Origin of the sequence: Nocardioides glacieisoli, assembly GCF_004137245.1 — a bacterium.
GTDB classification, from domain to species: domain Bacteria; phylum Actinomycetota; class Actinomycetes; order Propionibacteriales; family Nocardioidaceae; genus Nocardioides; species Nocardioides glacieisoli.
This window is the reverse complement of record NZ_SDWS01000009.1, coordinates 25,715-42,427: the sequence shown is the minus strand read 5'-3', so window position 1 is coordinate 42,427 and position 16,713 is coordinate 25,715. Positions and strand designations below refer to the sequence as shown.

The 16,713-nt window shown below is 69.8% G+C and carries 16 protein-coding genes; 6 read left to right on the top strand and 10 right to left on the bottom strand.

Annotation, left to right across the window (positions count from 1 at the left end; translation table 11 throughout):
- Position 1: 1 nt before the first annotated feature.
- The 7 genes from EUA06_RS17855 to EUA06_RS17825 form a co-directional block, all read right to left on the bottom strand.
- Positions 2-751, bottom strand: a complete 750-nt coding sequence (locus EUA06_RS17855) for an urease accessory protein UreD (protein WP_129478303.1) — start codon at positions 749-751, stop codon at positions 2-4.
- The gene (gene ureG, locus EUA06_RS17850; RefSeq protein WP_129478301.1) at positions 732-1,442 is read right to left on the bottom strand and encodes an urease accessory protein UreG; all 711 of its coding nucleotides are present in this window, start codon (positions 1,440-1,442) and stop codon (positions 732-734) included. The genes EUA06_RS17855 and ureG overlap by 20 nt, the downstream gene beginning before the upstream one ends.
- Positions 1,435-2,112: an urease accessory protein UreF gene (locus tag EUA06_RS17845; protein ID WP_242498225.1), complete on the bottom strand. Its 678-nt coding sequence runs from the start codon at positions 2,110-2,112 to the stop codon at positions 1,435-1,437. Before EUA06_RS17845 ends, ureG begins: the two co-directional genes overlap by 8 nt.
- Positions 2,113-3,813, bottom strand: a complete 1,701-nt coding sequence (locus EUA06_RS17840) for an urease subunit alpha (protein ID WP_129478299.1) — start codon at positions 3,811-3,813, stop codon at positions 2,113-2,115. It abuts the gene before it with no gap.
- Entirely contained in the window at positions 3,806-4,132 is a 327-nt protein-coding gene (gene ureB, locus EUA06_RS17835; protein ID WP_129478298.1) for an urease subunit beta, read from the bottom strand. The genes EUA06_RS17840 and ureB overlap by 8 nt, the downstream gene beginning before the upstream one ends.
- Before the next feature lie 33 nt (positions 4,133-4,165).
- Positions 4,166-4,468, bottom strand: a complete 303-nt coding sequence (locus EUA06_RS17830; protein WP_129478296.1) for an urease subunit gamma — start codon at positions 4,466-4,468, stop codon at positions 4,166-4,168.
- A 118-nt stretch (positions 4,469-4,586) separates the two neighbouring features.
- On the bottom strand, positions 4,587-5,393 hold the full coding sequence (locus EUA06_RS17825; protein WP_165354437.1) for an IclR family transcriptional regulator: 807 nt from the start codon (positions 5,391-5,393) through the stop codon (positions 4,587-4,589).
- 137 nt (positions 5,394-5,530) lie between these two features.
- Here EUA06_RS17825 and EUA06_RS23260 point away from each other — a divergent pair, with 137 nt between their 5' ends.
- The 5 genes from EUA06_RS23260 to EUA06_RS17800 all read left to right on the top strand — a co-directional run bounded on the left by EUA06_RS23260 (position 5,531) and on the right by EUA06_RS17800 (position 10,454).
- Positions 5,531-6,289: an MFS transporter gene (locus tag EUA06_RS23260; protein ID WP_129478292.1), complete on the top strand. Its 759-nt coding sequence runs from the start codon at positions 5,531-5,533 to the stop codon at positions 6,287-6,289.
- Entirely contained in the window at positions 6,238-6,882 is a 645-nt protein-coding gene (locus tag EUA06_RS23255; RefSeq protein WP_129478290.1) for an MFS transporter, read from the top strand. Before EUA06_RS23260 ends, EUA06_RS23255 begins: the two co-directional genes overlap by 52 nt.
- Entirely contained in the window at positions 6,879-8,498 is a 1,620-nt protein-coding gene (locus tag EUA06_RS17810) for an arylsulfatase (protein WP_129478288.1), read from the top strand. The genes EUA06_RS23255 and EUA06_RS17810 overlap by 4 nt, the downstream gene beginning before the upstream one ends.
- A gap of 289 nt (positions 8,499-8,787) precedes the next feature.
- Positions 8,788-9,960, top strand: coding sequence for a tyrosine-type recombinase/integrase (locus tag EUA06_RS17805; RefSeq protein WP_129478286.1), 1,173 nt, complete (start codon positions 8,788-8,790; stop codon positions 9,958-9,960).
- Between the two features lie 56 nt (positions 9,961-10,016).
- Entirely contained in the window at positions 10,017-10,454 is a 438-nt protein-coding gene (locus EUA06_RS17800) for a hypothetical protein (RefSeq protein ID WP_129478284.1), read from the top strand.
- Between the two features lie 3 nt (positions 10,455-10,457).
- Here the strand turns inward: EUA06_RS17800 and EUA06_RS17795 are convergent, their stop codons facing one another.
- Positions 10,458-10,874, bottom strand: a complete 417-nt coding sequence (locus tag EUA06_RS17795; RefSeq protein WP_207208418.1) for a helix-turn-helix domain-containing transcriptional regulator — start codon at positions 10,872-10,874, stop codon at positions 10,458-10,460.
- A complete protein-coding gene (locus EUA06_RS17790; RefSeq protein WP_129478282.1) occupies positions 10,871-11,503 on the bottom strand; it encodes a helix-turn-helix domain-containing protein in 633 nt (210 codons plus the stop codon). The genes EUA06_RS17795 and EUA06_RS17790 overlap by 4 nt, the downstream gene beginning before the upstream one ends.
- 232 nt (positions 11,504-11,735) lie before the next feature.
- Between EUA06_RS17790 and EUA06_RS17785 the strand changes: the two genes are divergently transcribed.
- A complete protein-coding gene (locus tag EUA06_RS17785; protein ID WP_129478280.1) occupies positions 11,736-12,602 on the top strand; it encodes a hypothetical protein in 867 nt (288 codons plus the stop codon).
- A 3-nt stretch (positions 12,603-12,605) separates the two neighbouring features.
- On the opposite strand, the gene mobF is transcribed toward EUA06_RS17785, so the two are convergent.
- Positions 12,606-16,190: a MobF family relaxase gene (gene mobF, locus EUA06_RS17780; RefSeq protein ID WP_129478278.1), complete on the bottom strand. Its 3,585-nt coding sequence runs from the start codon at positions 16,188-16,190 to the stop codon at positions 12,606-12,608.
- Positions 16,191-16,713 lie beyond the last annotated feature (523 nt).

Genomic DNA, 16,713 nt, shown 5'->3' with positions numbered 1-16,713 from the left:
GTCACCACGCCACGACCGCTGCCTGCCACGCCTCCCGGGGCACGGCGCGGTGGGCCTCGTGGCTCAGGCCACGCCACACCGTCCCTGCGCACTCGAGGTCGAGTCGTCCCTCGGGGCACAGGTCGGGGTCGATCACGGCTCCCAGTGCGACGACGGTGCCGAGCGCCCGGTGCCCGCCGAGGATGCCGGGACGGTGTGACCGCTCGTCCAGGACCGTCTCCTCGACCAGGAGGGGTACGCCGTCGGGCCCGTGCGCGGACCACTGCTGCTCGAGGTGGCCGCCGCGCTCGCCGTGCCGCCCCATCACAAGGGTCTCGCGCAGCAGCAGCCGCGCCCCGACGTCCAGGTCGACGCTCGTGCTGCGGCGCACGCGCGCACCGGAGGAGACCACGAACGGCTCTCCCGCCCACACCAGCGTGGCGTCCGGTGCCAGGCCGATGCGTACGTCCCACGAGGCCTCGCCGCCCCGCATGTCGAAGGCGACCGTGCCGGAGGGCTCGATCACCTCGAGCCGGACCCCGTGCCCGACCTCGAGGTCGAGGCGTACGGCGTCGCCCGCCAGCAGCAGCGCGCCGTCCGGGACGAGTGCCACGCGAGCATGACGGTGCCCGCTGTCGAGCAGGATCGGGCGGAGGCAGGGGGCGTCCGGGTTGCCTGGTGTGGCGATCCGGACGTGGACGCGTCCATCGGTCGGCGTGACGGAGAGCCTGGTGCTGCGGGCGGTCGCGCGGTCAGGCAGCAGGGTGGTCATGGTCGTGATCGTGGGTGTGGCCGTGGGTGTGCGCGGCCATCGGGCCGGGGTCGGTGGGCACCAGGTCGCCGGCGCGGTGCCGGACGACCTCGGCGGTGACCCACGCGGTCAGTGCGGCCACGGAGTCGAGGTCGGTGCGGGACAGGGGGATCACCGTGCGTCCGTCGCGCGCTGCCTCCGCGTCAGCCACCATGCGGTCCCGGTCGACTCCGACGTGGGGCGCGAGGTCGGTCTTGTTGATGACCAGCAGGTCGGCGCGCTCGATGCCCGGCCCGCCCTTGCGCGCCACGTCGCCCCCGCCGGCGATGTCCAGCACGAAGACCTGGGTGTCGACGAGCGCCGGTGAGAACGTCGCGGTGAGGTTGTCGCCCCCGGACTCGATCAGCACCAGGTCGGGAGCGAACTCCTCCTCGAGCTCCTCGACCGTCAGCAGGTTGGCGGTGATGTCGTCCCGGATGGCGGTGTGCGGACACGCCCCGGTCTCGACTGCGCGGATCCGCTCGGGCGCCAGCACGCCGGAGGCACGCAGGAAGCGGGCGTCCTCGTCGGTGTAGATGTCGTTGGTGACGACGGCGAGCGACATCCGGCCGGCGAGCTCGCGGCACAGCAGGGCGATGAGCGAGCTCTTGCCGGTGCCGACGGGGCCGCAGACCCCTAGTCGAAGGCCACGGGTGGGGGACAGGTCAGGCACTGAACAACCTCCTGGTGCTGTGGGCGTGGGCCTGGGCCCACACCTCGGTCTGGGGTGCGGCGGTCGCCGGGATGTCGCGGGGGTCGGTGAGCCCGGCCAGGGCCGCTGCGGCCCCCGCCACTGCGGGCAGGGCGCCGTGCACCCACGCGGTGGTCTCGGCCGGGTCGAGGGGGAGCAGCTTGAGCGACGCGGAGGCGACGGTCTGGACGTCGTCGTAGCCGACGAGCCGTGCCAGGGCCACGGCCTCGAGGCCCGCAGCCGCAGCTGCGCCGGCGAGGGCCACTGCGCGCGGGCAGCCGTCGAGCCCGGACACCCGACGGACGGGCTCCTCGTCCGGCCAGAGCCGGGTGGTGAGGCGGCTCAGGGCCCGGCCCTGCATCCGGGAGGCGCGCCTCAGCGCGTGGCTGGGCGTGCGCGCCGCCCACGCCGCCACGACGGGCTCGAGCGGCAGCGCGTGGGTGAGGTGGTGGAGGGCGACGACCGCGGTGCCGGCCTCGACCCGGACGGTCGTGGCGAGCCGGGCCGAGATGTAGAGCGGGACGTCGGCGCCGGTCAACCCGTGCTGGACCGCACCTTCGAGCCCGGCCGACTGGGTGTGGCCGGCCACCGGCAGGCGCGCATCGGCGAGCAGCATGAGCAGGAGGTCGCTCGGCACGTGGTCCACGACCACTCAGAACATCGTGTAGAGCTGGGCCAGGGGGAGCCACGACGCCGGGACAGGCACGACCCGTTCGCCGTCGATGTCGATGGCGAACGTCTCGGGGTCCACCTTGATGACCGGGAGGGCGTCGTTGTTGACCATCTGCGCCTTGCCCACGTCGCGCGTCGGGCGCACGGCTGCCAGCCGTCGCCGGAGGCCCAGGTCGGCGGCCAGCCCGGACTCGAGCGCCGACCGCGCGACGAAGGTGACGGAGTGGTCGGCACCGTCGGCCTCGACCAGGGTCGGTCGCATGAGGACGGGCTGGGGGGTCGGGATCGAGGCGTTCGGGTCGCCGAGCGCGGCGTACACGATCGCCCCTGCCTTGAGCACGATCGACGGACGTACGCCGAAGAAGCGGGGGTCCCAGAGGACGAGGTCCGCGAGCTTGCCGGCCTCCACCGACCCGACCTCGTGGTCGATGCCGTGGGCGATGGCCGGGTTGATCGTGTACTTGGCGACGTAGCGTCGAGCGCGCTCGTTGTCCGCCGGTCCGGTGCCGAGCACGCCGAACCTGGCCTTCATGGTGTGCGCCACCTGCCAGGTGCGGGTGATCACCTCGCCGATGCGCCCCATGGCCTGGGCGTCGGAGGACGTGATCGACATGGCGCCGATGTCGTGCAGCACGTCCTCGGCCGCGATCGTGGTCGCCCGGATCCTGGACTCGGCGAACGCGAGGTCTTCCGGGACGCGGGGGTTGAGGTGGTGGCAGACCATCAGCATGTCGAGGTGCTCGGCGACCGTGTTGACCGTGTGCGGGAGGGTCGGGTTGGTCGAGCCCGGGATCACGTACGGCTCCCCGGCCACGCGCACGATGTCGGGCGCGTGCCCGCCGCCGGCCCCCTCGGCGTGGAAGGCGTGGATCGATCGCCCGCCGATCGCCCGGAGCGTGGACTCGAGGTAGCCCGCCTCGTTGAGGCTGTCGGAGTGCAGGGCGACCTGCAGGCCGTGCTCGTCGGCCGCGCGGAGCGCCGCGTCGATGGCCGCCGGTGTCGAGCCCCAGTCCTCGTGGACCTTGTAGGCGGCCGCGCCCGCGAGGGCCTGCTCGGCGAGCGCCGCGGCGGACACGGTGTTGCCCTTGCCCATCAACAGCACGTTGACCGGCAGGGGATCCAGCGCGCGGTGCACGGTGCGCAGGTGCCACGCGCCGGGCGTCACGGTCGTCGCCTTCGAGCCCTCGGAGGGGCCGGTCCCGCCGCCGCCCAGGGTGGTGAGCCCGGTGGCGAGCCCCTCGTGGACCTGCGAGCGCGAGAGGAAGTGGACGTGCACGTCGATCCCGCCGGCCGTGAGGATCTTCCCCTCGCCGGAGATGACGTCCGTGGACGGGCCGATGACGAGGTCGGGGTGCACACCGTCAGCGATGTCGGGGTTGCCGCTGCGGCCCAGCGCGACGACGCGCCCGTCGCGGATGCCGACGTCGGCCTTGACGATGCCCCAGTGGTCCAGGACCACGGCGCTGGTGATCACCGTGTCCAGGGCACCTTCCGCGCGCGAGGCCGTGGACTGGTGCATCGACTCGCGGATCGACTTCCCCCCGCCGAAGACCGATTCCTCGCCGCCGAAGGTGAGGTCCTGCTCGACCTCGATCCACAGGTCGGTGTCAGCGAGACGCACCTGGTCGCCGGCCGTCGGTCCGTAGAGGGCGGCGTAGGCGCGCCGGCTGATCTCAACCATCGATGGCCCGCACCTGGATCCCGGGCACGCGCCGCAGGCCTCGGAGCGCGACGGCCTGGACCTCCTGTGACGCACCCGGCTCGAACCGCCTGCTGGTGCCGGACGGGACGTCGAGCCGGAAGCCCGCGGCCGCCTCGCGGTCGAAGGAGAGCGCCGCGTTCACGTCCGGCAGGTGGATGTGCGAGCCGATCTGGACGGGCCGGTCACCCGTGTTCAGGATGACGAGGTCGATGCGTTCGTCCTCCGTCCGGTCCGCGTTGAGCACGACGGTTCCGTCCTGGGTCCGGATCTCACCGGGTCCGGTGGGCAGGTCGGCCACTGGTCTCCTCCTGTCTCGGCGATCGGCGCGGGATCACGCGATGGGTTGGTGGAGCGTGACGAGCTTGCGGCCGTCGGGGAAGGTCGCCTCGACCTGCACGTCGGTGAGCATCGCTGCGACCTGCGGCATCACCTGGTCACGGGTGAGCACGTGGCGACCGCGGTCCATGAGGTCGGCCACGCTCGCACCTTCCCGCGCGCGCTCGATAACCCACGTGCTGAGCAGGGCCACCGTCTCGGGGTGGTTGAGCAGGACGCCCCGGTCGAGGCGGTCGCGCGCCACCATGCCGGCGACGGCGAGGAGGAGCTTCTCGGTGTCGGCGGGCGTCAGGTGCATGCCGTCCCCTCTCGGTCCCAGCCCAGAGGGCGCCACCGGCACGTCGTCGTGCCGTTCGATGACCTCGAAGGTAGGCACGACATGTTTCGTGGTGACACCAGATGGAGTTACATCGTCGTTACGGCCCGACGGCTCCGACGCGGTGGCCGAGGCTGGCCGAGATCCGGGCGGCGGCGTCCCGGAGGCGGGGCAGCAGCTCGTCCATCCGCTCGACCGGCAGCCGGTCCGACGGCGCGGTGATCGACAGCACGGCCGCCAGGTCGCCGAGTGCGTCGCGCACCGGGACCGACAGCGTGTGCACGCCCTCGATCGTCTCGCCGAACGCTCGCGCGTGCCCGGTCCGGCGTACGTCGTCCACCTGACGCCGCAGCTCGGCAGCCGTCGGCGGGTCGGCAGGCTCGATGTCGGTGAGCTCGCGGACCTCGAGGACGCGCGAGATGTCGTCGTCCGACCGCTCGGCGAGCAGCACCCGCGCCGGGGCGCCGAACCACAGGGGGAGCGGGCGGCCGACGTCGAAGCGGGCGCTGAGCCGGCGCTGGGCCTCGACCTGCTCGACGTGGATCATCCGGTCCGCCCGGCCCACGGAGAGGCCCACGGTCTCCGACACCTCCGCGACCAGCTCCGTCATCGGCCCGACCGCCGCGGCGTGCAGGCTCAGGCCGCGCTGGTAGGCCGCGCCGAGCGCGAGCGTGCGCGGGCCGAGGCGGTAGCGCCGCGACGCCGGGTCCTGCACGGCGAGGTCGACGGACTCGAGCTCGACCAGGATGCGCTGCACCGCGGACTTCGACAGCCCGGTCCTCTCGGCGATCGCGCGCACGCTCGGGGTGGCGGCGTCGTCCGCGAGCGAGTCGAGCACCGCCACGGCGCGGCGCAGCAGGCCACGCTCCTCGGGCGGGGACCCGTCGCTGCTCGGTGACAGGGGCACGCGCGCACTCCTCGCTCGGTGACAGGGGATGTCGGGCACACCTTGACAGGCCCGTGCGGCCGTCCAAGACTGATCAGCAGTGTCCCACGTGGGGTACCACTGTCCCGCAAATCGGGACACATCGCAAGGAGAACCGCATGGCAACCGTCGCCGCACCCGAGTCCGGGTCGGACCAGTCCGAGATCCGACGTGTGGCGGGCGCGAGCCTGCTCGGCTCCGTCGTCGAGTGGTACGACTTCTTCCTCTACGGGACGATGGCCGCGCTGGTCTTCAACGGGCAGTTCTTCCCGACGGTCGACCCGCTGGTCGGCACGATGCTCTCCTTCGCCACCTTCGCGGCGGGGTTCGTCACCCGCCCGCTCGGCGGCTTCATCTTCGGCCACTTCGGCGACCGGGTCGGTCGCAAGAAGATGCTGGTGCTGACGATGCTCATCATGGGCCTCTCCACCTTTGCGATGGGCCTGCTGCCCAACTACGCCGCGATCGGTGTCGCGGCCCCGATGCTGCTGCTCCTCCTCCGCATGCTGCAGGGCATCGGCCTCGGGGGCGAGTGGGGCGGCGCGGTCCTGCTCTGCGTCGAGCACGCCCCGGACGACAAGCGCGGCTGGTTCTCGTCGTGGCCCCAGCTCGGTGTGCCGATCGGCCTGCTGACCTCGACCCTCGCGGTCACCGCCGTGACCCAGCTCCCCGAGGACGACTTCCAGTCGTGGGGCTGGCGCGTGCCGTTCCTCGTGTCGATCGTGCTGGTCGCGGTGGGCCTGGTGATCCGGCTCAAGATCGACGAGCCGCCGGCCTTCAAGGAGATCGAGGAGGCCGACGAGAAGGCAGCGCTGCCCTCGTCGAGGTGTTCCGCAAGCACCCCAAGGTCACCCTGCTCGCGATGGGCGCGCGAGTGAGCGAGAGCGTCACCTTCAACATCTACAACGCGTTCCTGGTCACCTACACCGTCACCGTGCTCGGGCTGGCCGCGTCCGTCGTCCTCGACGCGCTGCTGGTCGCCTCGGTCGTCGGCTTCTTCACGATCCTGGTCGCGGGCCGCCTCTCCGACCGGTTCGGCCGTCGACCGGTCTTCGCGACCGGTGCCGGGCTCGCGCTGGTGAGCGCCGTCCCGATCTTCGCGCTCGTGAACACCGAGAACGCTGCGCTCATCACCCTCGGCGTCGTCGTCGGCTGGGGCCTCGCGGCCTGCATCATGTTCGGCCCGGAGGGCGCGATGTTCGCCGAGGTCTTCCCGACGCGCGTGCGCTACTCCGGGATGAGCGCGGTCTACCAGATCGGCGTGATCCCGACCGGCGCCGTCGCCCCCCTGATCGGCACGTCGCTCGTCAGCGCGTGGAGCGGCTCGGTCTGGCCGGTCGCGATCTACGTGATGGCGATGGCCCTGATCTCGCTGGTCTCGGTGTACTTCCTCCCGGAGACCCACCGACGCGACCTGCGGGACGCATCGGCGTACGACACCACGCGCGAGTCCGTGGGCGCCGGTCGATGAGCGCACGCGAGGGGCGGCCCGACGTCCTGCTGATCCTGGCCGACGACATGGGCTTCTCCGACATCGCGTCCTACGGCGGTGAGGTGCGCACGCCGTCCCTCGACCGGCTGGCCAGCGGCGGGGTCCGGATGACGCAGTTCTACAACACCGCGCGGTGCAGCCCGTCGCGCGCCTCGCTGCTCACCGGGCTCCACCCGCACCAGGTCGGGATCGGCATCCTCAACTTCGACGACGCGCCCGACGGCTACCCCGGCAACCTCAGCGAGGAGTGCGCGACGGTCGCGGAGGTGTGCCGCGACGCGGGCTACGCGACGTACCTCTCCGGCAAGTGGCACCTCGCCGTCGACATGGACACCCCCAACCCGGCCTGGCCCACCCGACGCGGCTTCGACCGCTTCTTCGGCACGCTCGAGGGTGCGGGCTCGTTCTACCGACCGCGCACGCTCGTGCGGCAGGAGACCAACATCGAGCACGAGGCCGAGGAGCCGGGCTGGTTCTACACCGACGCGATCTCCGACACCGCGGTCGAGTTCCTCGCCGAGCACGACGAGCAGCGCGGCGACGACCCCTTCTTCCTCTTCCTCGCTTATACCGCGCCGCACTGGCCGCTGCACGCCCACGACGAGGACATCGCGCGCTACGCCGGTCGCTTCGACGCCGGGTGGGACCAGCTCCGGGAGGAGCGGCTGGAGAGGCTCGTGAAGGAGGGGATCATCGACGCCTCGTGGCCGCTGACCCCGCGTGACGAGCGGGTGCCGGCGTGGGAGGACGTCGTCGACCGCGAGTGGGAGGCGTCCCGGATGGCGACGTACGCCGCCCAGGTCGACCGGATGGACCAGGGGATCGGGCGCGTGCTCGACCAGCTCGAGAGGACCGGCCGGCTCGACAACACGCTCGTGGTGTTCCTCTCCGACAACGGCGGGTGCGCCGAGGAGATGCCGCCGGGCGACGGCGCGCGCGAGTTCGTCACCGCGTTCGTCCCGCTGCAGGAGACGACCCGCGAGGGCGAGCCGGTCGTGCCCGGCAACGACCCGGCGCTCGTCCCGGGCCCCGAGTCCACGTACATGTCCTACGGCCGGTCCTGGGCCAACCTCTCCAACACGCCGTTCCGCGAGTACAAGCACTGGGTGCACGAGGGCGGCATCTCGACGCCGTTCATCGCGCACTGGCCTGTCGGGCTGCCGACCGACGGCTCGCTGTGCACCGTGCCGAGCCAGCTCGTCGACGTGCTGCCGACGATCGCCGAGGCGGCGGGTGCCCGATACCCGAAGGAGCGCAACGGCGCGGCGATCCCGGATGCGGAGGGCGTCAGCCTGCTCTCCGCGCTGCGGGGCGAGGGGAGTGCCGACGACCGCGACCTCTTCTGGGAGCACGAGGGCAACTGCGCCGTACGCCGCGGCCGGTGGAAGCTCGTCAGGAAGCACCGCGGCGAGTGGGAGCTCTACGACATCGAGGCCGACCGCACCGAGCTCGACGACCGTGCCTCGGAGCACCCCGACCTCATCGCCACCCTCGCCGAGGCCTGGCAGGCGTGGGCCGACCGGTGCGGGGTCATTCCGCGCGAGCAGGTCCTCGAGATCTACGCCGCGCGCGGGCACGGCCTGCCGGAGGAATGACGGGGGAGGGGCGACCACCACGGGGGTGTGGTCGCCCCATCCCGTCACTGAGCCGCCACATGGAGGAAGGCCCCGCATTCCTGCGGGGCCTTCGTCTGTTGGTGGGCGATACTGGGTTTGAACCTTTGAGAAGCGGGTCATCTGGAGTGTTCCGAATGCGGGTTGATTTGACGTAAACTCGCAGGTCAGAGGCCATTTTGGGTCTGGACAAGACCGGACAGTCCCGGACACGTTTTGACGCCACTATTCCTCGCTTGTTCCACGAAAGGCGATACTGGGGGCGAAAAAGTTGGTCAACGAACAGCGGCGCACGAGGCGTGGATTCGGGCGGATCGAGAAGTTGGCATCCGGTCGCTATCGCGCCGGCTACACCGGTCCGGACGGACGGCTCTACCGCGGTCCGGTGACCTTCGGTGCGCGGGATGACGCCATTGCCTGGCTGTCCGCCCGGCGCGCGGAGATCGAGATGGAGGTCTGGGCGCCCGACGTTGCCGCCCGGGGCGCCGCTCGCCGGACGGCACCGACGATGCGCGCGTACGGCGACTTGTGGTTGGAGACCAGGAAGACCCGCGGCCGCGAACTCCGCCCGACGACGCGGCAGCAATATCGGATGCTCCTCGACAAGTTCATCTACCCGACCTTCGGGGACGAGCGCGTCGACCGGATCTCGGCCGACGACGTCAACAAGTGGTACGACGCCCTGGCCCCCGGCCGCGAGACGATCCGGGCACAGGCGTACAGCCTGCTGCGGACGATCTTCACGAGTGCCGCGACCGAGAGGCCGCGCGCGTTCATCCCGTACAACCCGGCGCACATCAGGGGAGCGGGCAATACCAAACGCGTGCACAAGGTCAGGCCGGCATCCCTGCAGGAGCTCGAGACGATCGTTGACGAGCTGCCGACGCGATACCAACTGATGGCACTGCTGGCCGCTTGGTGCGCCATGCGTTTCGGTGAGCTTGCCGAGCTCCGACGGGGCGACATCGATCTGCGGACCAAGCAGGTCAAGATCCGCCGCGCCGTCGTCCGTGCCGACGGCCAGATGATCGTCGGCCTGCCGAAGACCGACGCCGGGATTCGAGACGTGGCCATCCCGCCGCACCTGCTGCCACTCGTGAGTGCTCACCTCAAGGACTACACGGGTCCTGGCAAGGACGCGTTGCTGTTCTCGGCCGCCGCCGACCACGACGCCCACATGGCACCGTCGACGCTGTACAAGGTCTACTACCCGGCTCGGAAGGCGGCGGGACGTGAGGATCTGCGCTGGCACGATCTGCGCCACACCGGAGCCGTATTGGCCGCGCAGACCGGCGCGACGCTTGCCGAACTCATGGGGCGTTTGGGTCACTCCACTCCCGGTGCGGCCATGCGCTACCAACACGCCGCCGCCGACCGCGACACCGAGATTGCCAAGCGCTTGTCCGCGCTTGTCGGTGTGCGCGGCGAAGATGAGCCGCGATGAGCCCAGACCCACGCGACCGCCGGAAGCAAAGGAAGTCACAGCCGAAGGTGCCTGCGGTGCGCACCGGGCCGTCACCAGACGATGAACACGAGATCGTCTTCTTCAGGCGCCACAGAGATGACGATCCGAAGCAGGCGACCCCAGGCCGTGAAGCGCTCAACGGCTATCCAACAACGGTTCGGGCGAAGATGCGCGCCGCACTCGTCGCCGTCGCCACGGCGCCACCCAAGCGCTTCTCTGGTGGCGGTTACTGGGAGGCGATGAAGGGCGAGATGAGTGGGTGGTTCGAGGTGCGCTCCGACGGTCCAGGTCGCCACCATTACCGCTTGTTCTGCTTGCTCGACTACGAGGCCATGGGCCGCGAGAAGCCGCTGCTGGTGGTCATCGATGGTCGAGACAAGCCGTTCCGCACTGTGTTGCCAAACAAGGATTACGCCGAGGTTCGGGCTCTCGGCGAGGAGTACCGCAAGCGCAACCCTCGCTCAATTGTCTGATCGTCAGGCGGGAACCTTCGTCTTGCGCGTCCGCAGGGTGTCGAGGTGCTTGGCCAACTTCTTCGGGTCAGCGACGCGTCCTTCGAGAAGTGGACCTGTGACTTGGGTTCTCTCGTCTTTGCCCATGGGCTCGACAGTGATGCGCAGGCCGAGAGCAGCCGCGACTTCGGCGAGGGTGCCGAGCGTTGGATTGGTCTTGTCGGAGGAGAAGAGCCTTCGGATCGTTGCTGGCTCCACCTGAATGGCCCGGGCGAGCTCAGCTTTCGACAATCCAGCAGCCTCCCGTGCGTCATCGAGTGCATTGACGATCGCGTCGATGGTCGCGATGCGCATCGACTCGGCGACGTACTCCCGCAGGAACCCAGGGTCCTCAAGGTCGCCAGCCAGGTCGTCCCAGAATGCGCTGTGCTTCGTCATCATTCACCAACTCCTTCGCGGCCCAGCGTATCACGAATGTTACGCACCTGAACTTGCCGGACGCGCTGCGGCGTCGTTGACGGGCCGGCGCCACGGGGCACCGGCCGCCGCCGGCTCGTTCGCAGGGCCTTGCGGATCAGCGGTTGCCAGGCGCGACGGATGGGACCGGGTAGGTCGAGCTCCTTCCAGATGTCGACGAGCAACGTGGCGTCGATGTAGTCGAGCAAGTCGGTCGGACTGCCCTCGCGGAGGATCAGCTCGTAGGCGCGGGCGCGATCTTCGCGCTCGTGCAGGTAGTAGAGGCGACGAGGCGCCGGCCACTGGTGCTCGGGTCCGGGAAGCAGGACTGTGCTGAACGCGCGTTCCGGATCCAGCCGCCACGGCTCGTTGGCCAGCCAGAACGGGTGCAAGCCATGCTGGCCTGGCACTTCCACGAACTCCAGGTTCGACACCGCTTCCAGGTGGTGGCCGGCGGCCTCGACGATCCGGTCGGCGACAGCCAATGAGGGCGACTTCGTGCCTCGCTCGTACGCCGACAGGGTCGGCTGCGACGTGCCGGCGAGCCGTGCGAGCGCGGCCTGCGACAGCCCGGCCGCACGGCGGGCATACACGAGCAAGGAGTGCCCGGACATGCTCCAAGGATATCCGACCGGATCTAGATGGCCAGATCGCGCGATTCGCACTCCCACCTGCACAGATGCCACCAACCACGGACAACAGATGGGCAGTGTGTACGGCGATTCCGGGCCAAATCGGGACATGCCTGCACACCTACCTAGTGAAGCGGGTCTGCCCGCACCGTGGCAGGCGTCTGCCCGGACGATGGAAGGAGCGGCGGCAATGAGCGTGGCGAATTGTCTTGGCGTGGATGACGTGGACGGCCCGGCGATGACGGTGGCGGCCGTTGCGTGGCAGCGCTGGTGCCATCAGAATCCCGAGCTGGCGGTGGTTGACGACCTGCTCGCCTTACCCGGCTGGACCCGCCAGGTGACCGCAGCCACCAAGGACAGTCTGCTGGTACATCTGCATCGCCTGGCTCAGGAAGATGCTGAAGCCGCACTGGTCTTGGCCTGGCTGATGCTTCCGGGCGCCACGCGAGTGGCCAACGGATTACGTGATCTTTCGCCGGACATCGACGCACTGACGGCGGGCGAGCTTTGGCTGCGGATCAGGAGCCGGCCGGTGGAGCGATGCGTTGCGGCCACCATCCTCCGAGGGGTCCGCCGCGCACTGCTGGATGAACTCGGGCATGGCGAATCGGCGCGCAGGAGCGACAAAACCTGGGCCAACACGTGGGTTTGTGGCGACGATGCCGTTCTCGACTCGTTGGCCAGCGTGCCCGACCAGGAGACCAACGCGGAGTCGCAGTCGGGGCATCTCGTGCAGGCTGCGCTGCTCGCCGGCGCGATCAGCTATCACGACGCCAGCCTGCTGCATCAGCTCGCCACAGCGGCAGATGAGCACGCCGTATCGTCCCGTCGTGGTCGGGGCGGGCTCACCGCTCCCGTCGCCGTGGACGATGCCATGCGCTTCCGCAAGATGCCGACTCGAACGGTGCGCCGACGGGCGACAACGGCCCTCGACCAGCTTGGAGCGTTCGCGCGCGAGCAGCGCATCGTTGACGACCTGCGGGACTTCGTGGCGACGCACGATCTGCCGCCGGTGGAGTTGGCGGAGCTCCTCGAGCTGTACTTCTGGGACCACTTCGAGGAGTTCGGCTATCCGGCCTGACCCTCACAGCCCGAGTCCGGGCCCGTGAGCGGGTGGCCGCGAAGGCACGGACGTCGCCGGCTGCCAGCCGCGTTGCACGGCGGCCGGCTTCGGACGCGAGAGCCTGCGGATCCGATACGCGAGGGCCGACGTCGGGTGCTCCACCGGCAGCGGCCGGGTCATCGCGCGCTTGAGCAGGCGCTCGGGATCGTGCCCTTGGCGACGGACCTTGTCGAGTTCGCGTGCGACGTCGAGGGTGTGCTCGTCGGGCCGGCCGATGTACTCGACCACCCTTCGTTCCCATACACGGACTGCGTCGTCGTACCGGGAGTGGATCTCACGAAGGAGGGTTCGGCGATACCGCGCGGCTCGATCGTCCGCGGGTACTGGCCCTGTCATGGTGCGCTCTCCTGCTGCCACGCCGTGTGCTGCCCGCCAGACCGCGAGATCGGCACGTAGCGCAGGAGTGAGTACGTCGTCGTAGTCGTCGAACCAAGAGGGCAGCGTCGCGTCTGCCCGGTTGCGGGCCTCAGCCGCGAGGCTGTGCACGAGGCGTGCTCGGGCTGCGAGGTATGGGCCCCACCGCGGGTGGTCGGCCACCTCGGCCGGCACGTCAGGCAGCCAGGGGAGCGGGCCGGGCGCGGAGGACTCGTCATCCCAGGCGCCGAGAATCCGTTGCGTGGCCAAGGCCACTGCGTCGGCGTACCTCGTGGTGGCGTCGTGGAGTCGTGCTTCAGGGGTAGCCGAGTCGTGGCGGGTGGAGGTCGCTGAGACTGCAGCGCCGTCGCGGGCCACCACGCGCTCGACGGCCCCGGTGGCCGTGAGTTGTTCGCTGATTCCGGGCAGCTCGAGCTCGTGCTCGTCGCCCACGTGGTCGGTGATCACGTGGACGTGGTTCTCGACGCGGCCGCGCGTCAGCATTGTGTAGAGCAGTTGCCTGGTCTCCTCACCCGTGATGACGCTGTGCATCACATCGGCGGTCAAGCCTTGGGCGGTGTGGACTGTGGAGGCGTAGCCGAGCTCGACGTGGGCGGCGACGTACTCGGACGGCAGCACGGTGACGAGTCCGGAGTCGCGATGCTGCACAGTCAGGCCGCCGTCCCGGATGCCGGTGACGGTCCAGCGGTCGCCGTTCTTGACCCAGTCGCTGCCGCTCAAAGAGAGCCGACGCTCGTTGCAACGCGTGAGCACGACGTCGCCGACCGACGCATGCGTACCGTCCCTCAGTCGCAGCTCGTCGTCAGGGATCCCGTCCGCGAGCCGCGCGGTGCGCGCTCGCTCGTTGAGCTCGCTCACGAGTTCGTGGGTCGGCGCCAGCATCAGACAGTCCCGGCCGGCCTCATGCTCGCGCCGCCAGGCGTCGAAGACGTCGGCGAGGACGGATTCTTGGTCCCCGCAGTGGATGCGGTCGTGGTCGAGGTAGAAGCCGAGCGCCCCGCGGTTGCCTTCCCTCAGCGCCAACGAAGCCTCGGCTTCGATCGGGTCGTCGAACCTCACAACCTCTTCCAGTCGTACGGCGCCACTGGTGCGAGCGATGTCGCGCAGGACTCCGCCGGCGCCGATCGCGGCGAGTTGTTGGTCGTCGCCGATCAGCCGGACCGTGGCGCCCCGTTCCATCGCTACGCCGATGATCCGCTCGAGGGTGATGGTGTCGGCCATGCCAGCTTCGTCAACGACGAGCAAGGTGTTGGGACCGACGGCGGCCGCCAGCGCCGAATCGGGCTGCGTGTCGAGGTCGTGCGCGAGCTTGGCGAGCGTCTCGCACGGCATGCCAGTGGCGTCGTGGAGTGCGGCCGCGGCGGCTGCAGACGGGGCGAGCCCGAGCACGTCGGCGCTCGCCTCGGTCCACACCTTGGCGAGAACCCGCATCGCTGTTGTCTTGCCTGCTCCGGCCGGGGCGATTGAGAGCTGCACGCGCCGGCCGCTCGTGGCCATCGCGCGGACCAGCCGCTGCTGGTCGACGTTGAGTTCGGTGCCCGTGATGCGGGCGGCAAGGATGGCTAGTTCGACGTCGTCGGTGGTCCATCTCGGGGCGTCTGTGCCCGCGGCGGCGCTGACGATGCGTTGCTCGGCTTCCAGTACGCGCGTCGAGCTGAAGCGGTCGCGGCCGGCATGTCGGTAGACGCTGGACCCGTCCGTCCGGCGTAGCGCGCCGGGCTCAGGGATCGAATCCAGGTCGGGGTTGAGATGGACCGACAGGCCGACGACCTCGTCGGCGATCATGCGTGAGATCTCGGGGAGGTACTCGGGCGGCAGATCCGCGCGTCGGATCTGCCGTTGGACTTCGGCGTAGATGTGCCAGCGCTGCCAGGTCGCGCGGTGCTGCTCCAATTCCGCCAAGGTGTCTGCAGCCACCTGACGGAGCCAGCCGGTCTTCATCGACACCGGTGCAAAGTCCTCGGGCAGGTGAAGGGCGGCACGGATGGTCGCCTCGACGGCTCGCTCCGAGCCGAGCAACTCGATCGCCTCGGCTCGCCACGTCCTGCGCTGATCGCCCAACGAGCGTGGTTCGTGCTTGCGCTCGCGGGTCTCGAGGTTCGCCTGCTGGGCGAGTGCCACCGATTCGATCGATGTCGGCGACCGTACGTGCGCCTCATGGAACGCCCGCGCCAATTCGCGCTGCCGGACGACAATGTCAGCCCGCCTGCTCGACCACGCTTCGCAAAGCTCCCGGTCGATGCCGACGACCTCCCGGATGGGCCGCCTCTCGCGCTGAGCGCCAGGGCGTTCGGTGAACCTCACGCCGAGGGTCGTCGTGAGGTGGCGCTCGAGTGCGGTGTTGTACGTCTCCGACGCGGCGACCACGTGCTGGTGCAGCACCCGCCCGTAGATGGAGAGCCACTTGCCCTGCTTCGTCTGCACCTTGTTGGCGACCGCTACGTGGGTGTGCAGATCCGGGTCGCCGGCCCGAGAGTCACGGTGCGTGAACGCGGTGGCGATAAGTCCGCGCGTCTCGACCTGCCGGGCTCCATCCTTGCCCTCCCTTGTGAAGAGCGCGTGCTGCTCGATGAAGACCAACGCGTCGTTGATTGCCGCAGCATGAGCCTGTTCGATCTTGAGGGCAATCTCCGGTGGCGCGATCGCCCACAAGGTGGAGACCGACTTCACCGGACTGAACGTCAGGTCGAAGCCCGCGACCGCCGTCTGACGGGCTCGCGCGTAGCGCGCCACCGCGGCCGACAGCTCGGGTGCGGTCGGCTCGCGACCGTGCTCGTCGACGAACATCCCGCGGGCCGTGATGGTCCGCGCCACTGCCCGCTCAGCCGAACTCGGCTTCGGCGTATCTGCGAGGAGCTCGCCGACCCGCGCTGCGAAGGCGTCTGCGGTCTCGTTGGTGAACACCTTGTACGGCGATCCCAAGGGTTGCCCACTGACCGGATCGCAGCCGCTGCCGAACAGGTGGGTCATCTGCTCCGCCGTCACGACGTCGCCGGCTTCGAGCCCGCCGATGCCGACCAGCCCTGAACCCAGCCAACGGCCCGGCGCCTCGCCCTTGGCTGCGTAGTAGTCAGCCAGGGGAGTGGCGCCCTTCTCCGTCGAGTCGAGCGCGGCGACCTGGTTGGTGAGGTACTCGTACCCCGACCCGGCCGCCAGCTTGCGCAGTGTCATCGTCACACCCCCCAAGGCGCCCGAACTGCCGCGAGTGGCCAGGGGGGAACCTGAATGAAAGAGGTGTGTGGCGAATGGAGGAGACGGAGAAGGAAGGGAGCAGGGTCAGCGAGAGGACTGGGGGACTGGGGTGAGCGGCAGGAGCGGTGGAGGGCCGAGAACGTGTGAACAGGAAGATTGTGAGAAAAGGCGGGACAGTGTGTGAGGAGCTTCAAGAAGGGCGATCCGGGCTGGGCCGCTGTCGCGGACGGCGTTCGAAGTTCGGGTAGGGAGTCCGACTCGGGGGGATGCGTTGGCTCGTCCGGATAGGGGTCCGTCACCGGAACAAGTCACCGGACGGGCCAAACGGCGACAGAACACGGGAGGACGACTCTTGGGCCGGGAGCCTTGTCGGTCGAGGTTCGCCAAACGGGGACGTCTAGACATGCCGGCGAGCGGGAGCAGCCAGGATGTCGTCGCAGCGAGAATGGGCCCTCGCTCGGTCAGTGCCCGTAACGTGGCTTATCAACCGATTGACCAATCG